This window comes from Psychrobacillus sp. NPDC096426, from assembly GCF_044762745.1.
Lineage (GTDB): Bacteria > Bacillota > Bacilli > Bacillales_A > Planococcaceae > Psychrobacillus.
Window position 1 is genome coordinate 90,201 of the sequence record NZ_JBIWEX010000018.1, and the last position, 10,379, is coordinate 100,579.

Here is a 10,379-nt window from a genome sequence, read left to right on the forward strand (position 1 = left end):
TTAAATATACCTTAAAAGAACGGTGTCGTTAATCGAAAGAAATTGATGTCCTTTTTGTTGAACCTGTTGAACTAACAGGGGCAAAAGTTGAACAGAGAAACATTATTATAGTGTTTCTCTGTTTTAAATAAACTAAAGCGTGCTTGTGCTGGAAGTCATTCAAACTCATTTTCAACTAATCATTTTAATTTAATGTTGCACTATATTAGAATTCATTGTATCATTTAAATCGTAATGATTACTATTTACAAAATAAAAATTGGAGGGAATGTATGAAAAAATCGATTCCGGTTACCGTTTTAAGTGGATACCTAGGTGCAGGAAAAACTACGGTGTTAAATCACTTATTGGCAAATAAAGAAGGGAGGAAAATAGCTGTTATCGTAAATGACATGAGTGAAATTAATATTGATTCTCAACTCATTCAGAATGGTGGTTTTTCACGCACAGAAGAAAAATTAGTTGAACTTACAAATGGTTGTATCTGTTGTACACTTCGAGAAGATTTGATGATTGAAGTGGAAAAGCTCGCTAAGCAAGGAAATATCGATTATTTAGTTATTGAGTCAACCGGTATTTCTGAACCGATTCCCGTTGCACAAACGTTTACATATATCGATGAAGAAGTTGGTATAGATTTATCACGATATTGTAGATTAGATTCCATGATAACAGTAGTAGATGCTTTCCGATTCTGGAGTGACTATGAGAGCGGAGAAACCCTCCTTGAACGTAAACAAACGGACGATGTTCTCGACAATCGGGATGTTTCGGATTTATTAATTGATCAAATTGAATTTGCAAATATTTTACTGATAAGTAAAACGGATTTAGTTACACCTGAATACATAAGAGCATTTAGATCCTTTTTAGTTAAAATGAATCCCGAAGCCACAATCATAACGATAGAGAATGGGGTAGTGTCACCTTCAGAAATCCTAGACCAAGGTCTATTTAACTTCGAGAAAGCTAGTCAAGGAGCTGGATGGATTAAAGAATTAAATGAGGAACATGTCCCGGAGACAGAAGAGTATGGAATCACATCTTTTGTTTATAGAAGAAAACGCCCATTCCACCCAGAACGTTGGTACGCTTGGTTGAATACTTTTCCACAAGAAATTGTTCGATCCAAAGGATTCTTTTGGCTCGCAACTCGAAATAACATGGCAGGTTTACTTTCTCAAGCTGGTTCTTCACTCCAAATCCAGGGTGCTGGTCATTGGATTGCATCACTGCCAAAATCTGAGCAAGAAATGATTTTTCAAGAAGATTCTTCTTTGAAATCAAGATGGGATGATGTTCATGGAGACCGACAAACAGAAATGGTATGGATAGGACTTGATATGAATCGGGATGAAATCGAGTCCCAGCTTGATGAATGTTTGTTAACTGATGCAGAAATGGAAAGTGACTGGACAAAGCTGTCCGATCCACTTCCTCCTTTTATTGAAGCAAATTGAAAATTAGGCTAGTCTTTATGTTACTTGTAGACAGTTGAACAGCTATCTAGAAAGTCTGTTTTTTGAAACCAATAGTTTAGTTAATTATCCAACTAAGAAAAGTCATTCAAAGGGCAGTTAGAATTTTCACAACACACCTGGAATAATTTGAAAATATAAGGAGGGATACTAATGAGAGTAAATATTACATTGGCCTGCACAGAGACAGGTGACCGAAATTACATTACGAAGAAAAATAAACGAAATAATCCAGAACGTATTGAATTGAAGAAATATTGTCCACGATTAAGAAAAGTGACTTTGCATAGAGAAACAAAGTAAAAATTTTACTTATAATAAATGATTCTTGACGTTCAAATAGGATATGTTTATAACTGCAAATAGTAATAATTACCATTTGTAAAAAGGAGTGCTATTAATGAAAATTTCATTTGCAACAGGGCTAAGTGTATTAGCGATTAGTTCACTACTAGTAGGGTGTCAGACTTCAGAACCAGCTGAAGGCTCTACTGAAACAAAAGAGAAAACATCTGAAAGTCACACACCTGTAAGTGAAAGTGATCACGAACACGAACATAGCCATGCACATGATGAAGAAACAAAACAAATTTATGACGGCTTTTTTGAAGACAGCCAAGTGAGTGATCGTTCACTTATTGATTGGGAAGGCGACTGGCAATCAGTATATCCATACCTACAGGATGGTACACTTGACGAGGTATTTGCTTATAAAGCCGAACAGAAAGATGCCATGACATCTGAAGAGTACAAGGAGTATTATAATAAAGGGTATGAAACAGATGTTGACCGAATCATGATTCAAGGTGATAATGTAACGTTCTTCAAAAATGGAAAAGAAAATTCAGGTGAGTATATTTATGATGGATACGAAATCCTAACATATGATGCTGGAAATAGAGGGGTAAGATACATATTTAAACTAGTAGAAAAAAGTGAAGGGCTTCCTCAATTTATTCAATTTAGTGATCATAGTATCAAACAGAATCTATCTGGCCACTACCATTTGTATTGGGGTGACGACCGTAAGGCTTTACTTGATGAAGTCACAAATTGGCCTACCTACTATCCATCTGAAATGGATGGACATGATATTGCACACGAAATGATGGTGCATTAAATTTTAAGCGTAATAATGTTTTTACTTTGAAATAGTAAATTTGAAACTAAAATTTAGTTATTTTTCGTATTAATCTAACGGGTGCTTGTACGGCCGAGCCTACGCGTGCCGAAAGCCAAATGGTTGAAGCGATTGAGCTTCATAATGTTAGTAAATCGAGAGGGCTAATGCCTTAAGCGCAGCAGAAGGCGGATTTTTCAAGTAAGTAAAGACTATATAGTGTGAGAGGCTGACTCTTTCAGATTAATATAATCTGGTAAGGGTCGGCTTTTTTTAAATTCTAAATTATTTTAAAAAAATGAATTGCCATAATTAACTGGTATTAGTGTACAGTTGGTTGTGCAGTGTTAACAAATCCATTTTTTCCATTGTGTGTCATTAACAATGAAACTACGTTTAAATTGGCTATAAGGTCTAACGACTCAAGTGTAATAAGCTTGTATAATAAGCATTGTTAACAACTGGAAGCGAGAATTAACTTAATGGAGGTTTCAAATGGAAAAAGAAAAAAATGTAAAAAAGAAGAGGTTTCAACTCCCGCATATTTATGTCATCCTATTTATATTCAGTGCTCTGGCGGCCATTTCGACTTACTTTATTCCTGCAGGTCAGTTTGAGCGTGTGCCAGGTCCTGACGGAAGAACAGCGATTGATCCGAACTCATTTTCACATGTGGAATCTGCACCAATTGGTATAGCCGATTTCCTTACTGTTATTCCGCGGGGACTGATTGATGCTGGAGAAATTGTATTTTTCACATTTATTATCGGCGGTATGTTTATGGTGCTGAAGACAACGGGAATAATTGAAGTAGTTGTTGACAGGCTGGCCAACCGTTTTGCAAAAAAAAGTATTTTGCTGATCCCGATTTTAACAACAGTATTTGCGATTGGAGCAACTTTAATCGGAACCCCTGAGCTTTCTCTAGTTTATATCCCTGTTATTATGCCATTAATCATTGCTTTAGGGTATGATTCCATTGTGGCTGCTGCGATTGCTCTTGTCGGTACGGTTGTCGGGTTTACTACCGGAGTTTTAAACCCGATCAACGTCGGCTTATCGCAAAAAATTGTAGGTATCCCGGTTTTTTCAGGATTGGAACTGCGTCTAATTCTTTTTATTGTCTGTATATCGGTTGGAATCTATTTCATCATGCGCTATGCAAAAAAGGTACAGCAAAATCCTTTAAACAGCTATGTTTATGAAGATGACCAAGAAAAAAGAGAACTTTACAAGCAGAAAGAAAAAATTGAAGCAAAAAGCATGAACACAAGACAAAAATATGCTTCGGTTGTTGCTCTCCTCTTCCTTGGAATGTTAGTGTATGGTGTGCTTCAGCTCGGCTGGTTCATGGTAGAGATGGCAGGTCTGTTTATCTTTATGGGGATCGTTGTCGGCCTGATTGCCGGACTGAACGCAACCCAGATTTCTAACGCCTTTACGGAAGGATTCCGTGATGTGCTCATGGGAGCAATTATTATTGGTCTTGCCCGGTCGGTCGCTGTTGTGCTTGAAGACGGTCAAATTATGGATACGATCGTTTACAACCTGGGTTCACTGGTTGGTGAGATGCCATCTGTCCTTGGTGCTGTAGGAATGTATCTGGTACAGCTGACCATTAACTTTATTATCCCGTCCGGAAGTGGACAGGCCTTAGTAACGATGCCGATTATGGGGCCGCTTGCAGACATTATCGGGGTGACCAGACAGACAGCTGTGCTTGCGTTCCAGCTCGGAGACGGTTTTGCCCATATTCTATTCCCGACTTCTGGTTACTTTATGGCTGCACTCGTTATCGCTGGCGTAGCCTGGCAAAAATGGATTCGTTTCTATATGCCATTATTCCTTGTATTTTCAGGAATTGGGATTGTCACGTTAGTTATCGCTCAGATGATTCAGTACACAGGCTAAAGAGCATTTGATTTGAACATGAATAAAGCTGGGACAAAATACTGAAGTAGAGATGTAAATCTGAACCTTTTTCCATTCGTGGAGGAGGTTTTTTTTTTGTGGAAAAATGCAGTGCGTTGTTTAGTTCGGGTTGAACGTTGATATTTGAACGTATGAAAAGCATGAGTCCCCAACTTTTTTTGCAGGGGGCTTATTTTATTTTTAAAGGTTATGGTTAAAAGAAAAGGTTGATTAATCGTAAAATGGTATGATGACGCCTGCCCTACATCGAATAAAATAGGGATAGAAAACGAATCTTGAACGAGACAAAAAAAGGCATCCTCCTCCCATAAATCGAAAGAAAGACACCTTTCCATACTAGAAATTATTTATCGCTAAATAATTTCCCGGCAACCGCGTAATGATTTTTTGGCATGTCCTCGATAAACACGACAACATTCTCAACTGGTGCATTTACTGTTTCGGATACTGCAGCTGTTACTTTTTCTACTAAAGCTCTTTTTTGTTCTTCCGTACGACCTTCTAGCATTTTTACTGTTACATATGGCATTTCATTTCCTCCTTTCCTAAAATTTTCTGTATACTAGATATCATAACAGAACGGAGGGAACTTTCGAATGGCAAATGAAGAAAAACCAAAACAAAAAATTGGCTTCACCATTATAAAAAATGATCCAACTGATGGACACAAAGGATTTGGGATCGGTTCACTATCTTTGGAAAACGTGTCACCAGTTATTATCGACGTAGAAGAAGACGTTGCAAGAATTGAAATTGGCGCGATGCACGCGAGAAGTGATACAGAAAGAGGCATCAAGTTTACGACGAACAGAGAAGACTCGGAAGGCGGAAAACCATATTGGCTAGTTTGGGTGACAATCGATTATAAAGCGGAAGGACCTTATTATGCAGGGGTTACAGCATGCGAAATGGTTGTAAACCGCGAAAAACGAAGAGGTTACAAATTACTTGCTGACCATGTAAATCGAATGGACAAATCAATGAAACGCCATATTATGGTAGATTTTATGGATGATCGTTCCAAAAATATTTTACGTGATTTTTTACAAACGCATAACCGTGAAATGTGGGAGCGTAGCGAGGAACAGTTGCATAATGACTTGCTTGTAACTTCCAATTAACAAGTCAATAATTTGGGATAATTATGTTATGAGGTTGAATTCAAATGGAAAAGACAGTACAATTTACTTAAAGCTTACTTCACAGTAATGCTAGGACACTTAGGAGTCGTCAGTAGGCTAGGAAATTGTAATCATTGTGACAACCCAATCCAATAATTACATACTTTTGGCAGAACGCAACACTAAGAAAAAGCTTTCTATTACCTTTTTTAGGTAGTAGAAAGCTTTTTATTTTGTTTTGGTTGCTCTGATTAGGAAACTGATTGCTTACGTTGGGAATTGGTTGCTTCCACGGAGCAACTGGTTGCTTTCATCCCTAATTGATTGCCCTAAGCCGTTTATTTCCAATCGGTCGTATTTTACAGGCAAGTTAACTAGTTACAATGAGAACTAGTTGCTCTCCGTGGTGAAATGGTTGCTTACGTCGGGAATTGGTTGCTCTGATTATGAAATTGGTTACTTCCACGGAGCAACTAGTTGCTTTCATCCCTAATTGATTGCCCTAAGCCGTTTATTTCCAATAGGTCGTATTTTACAGGCAAGTTAACTCTTTACAATGAGATCTAGTTGCTCTCTGTGGCGAATTGGTTACTTTCGTCGGGGATTGGTTGCTCTGGTTATGAAATTGGTTGCTTTCGTCCCTAATTGGTTGCCCTAATCCATCTATTTCCACTTATTCTCCGAAAAACGAAAAGGGAAAAATCGACCATGGTGTTGTGTCTTCGCTTTCAGCTGCTTCAAATGTTTGCTGCTTCAAAGTTGGATCCGTACAAAGTTTAGTTGGAACGTCCTCCTCTTTTAAATAGACAAGTCGTTGTTTCTCACAAGCAGAAGTGGCAATTCCACCTGTTTCAATATCCACAATTACTCCGCGAACCCCAGGAGGAGCGATAAATGGTTCCGACGGTAAACCTTGATGTGCCTTTTCCATAAATTCAATCCACACTTGCTTTGTTACCTGTCTTGCCTCGGCTTCACTCACCTGTTTTCCTTGGTCATATCCATTCCAAACACCCGCAGTCAATTGAGGGGTGAAGCCGATTAAGTATTGATCGGAAATCGTCGTTCCTGATTTTGCTGCATATGGTCTCGTTTGTTTTGCACGAATACTGATGCCCGTTGCAGGAGAGTAATCATTAAAAGTGGGATCGAACATACCAGTTAGCAAATGAGATAGCAAAAATGCATCTTGTTCCAACAACACTTTTTTATCTTTCCTTTTTTCCGTCTTTAAATCATAAAGCACCTTGCCATTATTATCTGTAATTTTCGTAATATAAGTAGGTTCTCTCAGGATCCCCTTTGCGGAAATCGTGTTATATGCCTTTGTCATGTCTAACAAAGAAGCTTCCGATGTGCCGAGCGCTGTTGCGGGCGTCTCGTCGACATCCATTTCCATATTGAATCTCTTAATCAGTTGTTCGAATGGCTTATATCCAATTTGTTCAAGCGTTTTTACAGCATAAATATTATCAGAAATAGCAAGTGCTTGGGCCATCGATATAGGATGTTCCGCAAATTCACCATTCACATTTTTCGGCTCATATTCTTGCCGCCCATTATCATACGTAAAAATAGTTCGTTCACTTTTCATATACGTAAGGGGAGTGAATCCGTTTTCTAACGCTGCAGCAAATAGTAAAGGTTTGATCGTCGAACCAGGTTGCCTTTTTGCTTGGGTTACGCGGTTGAATGGACTTTCACTAAAATCACGTCCTCCAACCATTGCAGTTACGTATCCCGTTTTCGGTTCGATACTGACGAACCCAATTTGTAACTCTCCTTCTGGCATCCACTTATCGATGACCTCTTCAGCTATTTGTTGATGACTTCTATTCAAAGTCGTCTCGATAGTCCATCCACCTTCTTCAATTCTACGACCCTTTTTCTGAAGAATATCGGTTGCTTCTTTCCAAACTTCTTCTAAAAAGTAAGGGGCTGTTTTTTTCGTAACAAGCGAATCTTCTGTTTTTAAAACATATTGCTCTTTAACGGCACGTTCTCGTTGCTCTGCCGTGATAAATTGTTGATTTTCCATTAATTTTAAAATAAGTTGTTGCCGGTTTACCGCTTTTTGTTCATCGACTAATGGGGAATAATAAGTAGGACCTTTTGGAATACCCATTAATAGAGCAGACTCTGCAAGCGTTAAATCTTTTGCGCTTTTTCCAAAATAAAACCGACTCGCTGCCTCCACACCATACATACCATGCCCAAAATAAACGGTATTCAAAAATCCTTCCAGCAAATCATCTTTTTCATAAAAAACTTCTAAACGGTAAGCGTATAATGCTTCATTAATCTTCCGAGTCCAAGACTTTTCATGCGTCAAAAATAGGTTTCTTGCATATTGTTGTGTAATTGTACTAGCACCTTCGACTTTTCGCCTTGCTTTTATATCCTTTAAAAGTGCAGAAGCAATTCGTGTATAATCAAACCCGTGATGCTTATAAAATTCCTGGTCCTCGACTGCAATAATCGCTTGTGGCACGAATGGAGAAATATTGTCTAATGAAACCCAATAGCGTCTCTGATCTTCAAATCGATCCCCAATCACATTTCCTTGATCATCTAAAAAGACGGAAGAAATAGGTACTTGAATGATAGGGGCACCAACGATTTGAGCGTAAACTCGGAGCGTAACAAGTGCACCAATTAATGCAAAGCTAGCAACGATACTTAGTAAAAAAACTCTTTTCATGCGTTTAGATCGAGTGGCTTTTTTCCGGTATTGTACACGCCCCATAAAATCTCCTCCGTCCTGCTGGATGTTTTTTATTAGTATGAGAACAATAGATTCAAATTAAACGGAAAAAGAAAAAAGTATTGCACTTTTGTCAAAAAGCTCTATACTTTTTTTGTATTAATTTTTTGATACACTATAGATATAACGTATTCACAAAGGAGATAGATAGATGGCTGGATTTTGGTTTACAGAAAAACAAACAGAGAATTTTGGAATTACGATGAAGGTAAAACGAACACTTCATACAGAACAAACGGATTTTCAATTATTAGAAATGGCAGAAACAGAAGAGTGGGGGAATATGCTCTTTTTAGACGGCATGGTCATGACGTCTCAAAAAGATGAGTTCGTATACCATGAAATGGTGGCACACGTACCTTTATTTACTCATCCAAACCCTGAGAATGTATTAGTTGTTGGTGGCGGAGACGGTGGCGTAATTCGTGAAATTATGAAACACCCGAAAGTAAAAAAAGCAACACTTGTTGATATAGATGGAAAAGTTATCGAGTATTCGAAGAAATATTTACCGGAAATTGCATGTGAATTAGAAAACCCACGCGTCGATGTACAAGTAGGCGACGGTTTCATGCATATTGCAGAATCCGAAAACGAATACGATGTTATTATGGTAGATTCTACTGAACCAGTAGGTCCTGCAGTAAACTTATTTACTAAAGGTTTCTATGCTGGAATTTCAAAAGCTTTAAAAGAAGACGGATTATTCGTTGCACAATCGGACAACCCTTGGTTCAAAGCGGACTTAATCCGACAAGTACAAAAAGATGTAAAAGAAATCTTCCCTATTACAAATATGTACTTAGCGAATATTCCTACGTACCCAAGTGGACTATGGTGCTTTACAATTGGATCGAAAAAATACGATCCACTTCAAGTGCCGGACGAGCAGTTCCATGAAATCGACACAAAATATTACACAAAAGAGCTTCACAAAGCAGCATTCGTATTGCCGAAATTTGTGAAAGACTTAGCAGGAGAATAAGCCGATGCGATTTGACGAAGCTTATTCAGGAAATGTATTTATTAAAAGCAAGCAAAACTACGATGAAGCGCAAGCAGTTATTTACGGAATGCCAATGGACTGGACAGTAAGTTACCGTCCGGGCTCACGTTTTGGTCCACAGCGTATTCGAGAAGTATCGATTGGTCTAGAGGAGTACAGTCCGTACTTAGATCGCGAGCTAGATGACGTGAATTACTTTGATGCCGGAGATATTCCACTTCCTTTTGGAAATGCATCGAAAAGTTTGGATTTGATCGCAGGTTTTATTCGCCAGTTAATGCAAGATGGGAAAATTCCAGTCGGCATGGGCGGCGAACATTTAGTGTCATGGCCGGTTATGAAAACAGTGGCGGACAACTATAAAGACCTTGCGATTATTCATATGGATGCACATACAGATTTACGTGTGGAATATGAAGGAGAGCCTCTTTCTCACTCGACACCTATTCGTAAAATTGCCGAATATATTGGTCCAAAAAACGTTTATTCATTTGGAATCCGTTCTGGAATGAAAGAAGAGTTCGATTGGGCGAAAGAAAATGGGATGCATATTTCGAAGTTCGACGTATTAGAACCATTGAAAGAAGTGCTACCAACGCTTGATGACCGTCCAGTATATGTGACGATTGATATTGACGTATTAGACCCAGCACATGCACCTGGCACTGGAACAGTGGATTGCGGTGGAATCACTAGCCGTGAGTTACTTGCTTCTATTCATGCAATTGCAAACTCTGGCGTGAACGTAGTCGGCTTCGACTTAGTAGAAGTTGCTCCGATTTACGATTCATCAGAGCAAACTGCAAATACTGCATCGAAGTTACTACGTGAAATGATTTTAGGTTGGGTTAAGTAATTAGGAAGAGGCTGGGACAAAACCCACCTTGAAAAATGAAAAGCCCTGGAAATTTTACGAACAGTAAAATTTCCAGGGCTTTGTTTTTAGGCATTAAAAAAA

The 10,379-nt window shown here is 38.5% G+C and carries 9 protein-coding genes; 7 read left to right on the forward strand and 2 right to left on the reverse strand.

All coding sequences use genetic code 11. The features are described 5' to 3' along the window. The first annotated feature begins 272 nt into the window (after positions 1-272). The 4 genes from ACIQYS_RS15380 to ACIQYS_RS15395 all read left to right on the forward strand — a co-directional run bounded on the left by ACIQYS_RS15380 (position 273) and on the right by ACIQYS_RS15395 (position 4,509). A complete protein-coding gene (locus ACIQYS_RS15380; RefSeq protein WP_402981823.1) occupies positions 273-1,460 on the forward strand; it encodes a GTP-binding protein in 1,188 nt (395 codons plus the stop codon). 171 nt (positions 1,461-1,631) lie between these two features. After that, positions 1,632-1,781: a 50S ribosomal protein L33 gene (rpmG, locus tag ACIQYS_RS15385; RefSeq protein ID WP_093277745.1), complete on the forward strand. Its 150-nt coding sequence runs from the start codon at positions 1,632-1,634 to the stop codon at positions 1,779-1,781. 97 nt (positions 1,782-1,878) lie between these two features. Further along, on the forward strand, positions 1,879-2,598 hold the full coding sequence (locus ACIQYS_RS15390; protein ID WP_402981826.1) for a ZinT family metal-binding protein: 720 nt from the start codon (positions 1,879-1,881) through the stop codon (positions 2,596-2,598). A 495-nt stretch (positions 2,599-3,093) separates the two neighbouring features. After that, entirely contained in the window at positions 3,094-4,509 is a 1,416-nt protein-coding gene (locus ACIQYS_RS15395; protein WP_402981828.1) for a YfcC family protein, read from the forward strand. Positions 4,510-4,873: 364 nt separating this feature from the next. On the opposite strand, the gene ACIQYS_RS15400 is transcribed toward ACIQYS_RS15395, so the two are convergent. Beyond that, positions 4,874-5,059: a 2-hydroxymuconate tautomerase gene (locus ACIQYS_RS15400; RefSeq protein ID WP_142605285.1), complete on the reverse strand. Its 186-nt coding sequence runs from the start codon at positions 5,057-5,059 to the stop codon at positions 4,874-4,876. A 67-nt stretch (positions 5,060-5,126) separates the two neighbouring features. Here ACIQYS_RS15400 and ACIQYS_RS15405 point away from each other — a divergent pair, with 67 nt between their 5' ends. Next, positions 5,127-5,651 carry a YwhD family protein gene (locus ACIQYS_RS15405; RefSeq protein WP_402981831.1) on the forward strand — a complete coding sequence of 175 codons (525 nt, stop codon included), beginning with the start codon at positions 5,127-5,129 and terminating at the stop codon, positions 5,649-5,651. A gap of 673 nt (positions 5,652-6,324) precedes the next feature. Here the strand turns inward: ACIQYS_RS15405 and ACIQYS_RS15410 are convergent. Continuing rightward, on the reverse strand, positions 6,325-8,397 hold the full coding sequence (locus ACIQYS_RS15410; RefSeq protein ID WP_402981833.1) for a transglycosylase domain-containing protein: 2,073 nt from the start codon (positions 8,395-8,397) through the stop codon (positions 6,325-6,327). 169 nt (positions 8,398-8,566) lie between these two features. Between ACIQYS_RS15410 and speE the strand changes: the two genes are divergently transcribed. Both speE and speB read left to right on the forward strand, forming a co-directional pair. Then, a complete protein-coding gene (gene speE / locus ACIQYS_RS15415; RefSeq protein ID WP_402981835.1) occupies positions 8,567-9,400 on the forward strand; it encodes a spermidine synthase in 834 nt (277 codons plus the stop codon). A 4-nt stretch (positions 9,401-9,404) separates the two neighbouring features. Then, positions 9,405-10,277 (forward strand): agmatinase, encoded by an 873-nt coding sequence (gene speB / locus ACIQYS_RS15420; protein ID WP_402981837.1) that lies wholly within the window; start codon positions 9,405-9,407, stop codon positions 10,275-10,277. Positions 10,278-10,379 lie beyond the last annotated feature (102 nt).

Excerpts from the sequence above, each read along its gene's own strand:
- ACIQYS_RS15380 (WP_402981823.1), top strand. The coding sequence starts at position 273 with ATGAAAAAATCGATTCCGGTTACCGTTTTAAGTGGATACCTAGGTGCA.
- rpmG (WP_093277745.1), top strand. The coding sequence starts at position 1,632 with ATGAGAGTAAATATTACATTGGCCTGCACAGAGACAGGTGACCGAAAT.
- ACIQYS_RS15390 (WP_402981826.1), top strand. The coding sequence starts at position 1,879 with ATGAAAATTTCATTTGCAACAGGGCTAAGTGTATTAGCGATTAGTTCA.
- ACIQYS_RS15395 (WP_402981828.1), top strand. The coding sequence starts at position 3,094 with ATGGAAAAAGAAAAAAATGTAAAAAAGAAGAGGTTTCAACTCCCGCAT.
- ACIQYS_RS15400 (WP_142605285.1), bottom strand. The coding sequence starts at position 5,059 with ATGCCATATGTAACAGTAAAAATGCTAGAAGGTCGTACGGAAGAACAA.
- ACIQYS_RS15405 (WP_402981831.1), top strand. The coding sequence starts at position 5,127 with ATGGCAAATGAAGAAAAACCAAAACAAAAAATTGGCTTCACCATTATA.
- ACIQYS_RS15410 (WP_402981833.1), bottom strand. The coding sequence starts at position 8,397 with ATGGGGCGTGTACAATACCGGAAAAAAGCCACTCGATCTAAACGCATG.
- speE (WP_402981835.1), top strand. The coding sequence starts at position 8,567 with ATGGCTGGATTTTGGTTTACAGAAAAACAAACAGAGAATTTTGGAATT.
- speB (WP_402981837.1), top strand. The coding sequence starts at position 9,405 with ATGCGATTTGACGAAGCTTATTCAGGAAATGTATTTATTAAAAGCAAG.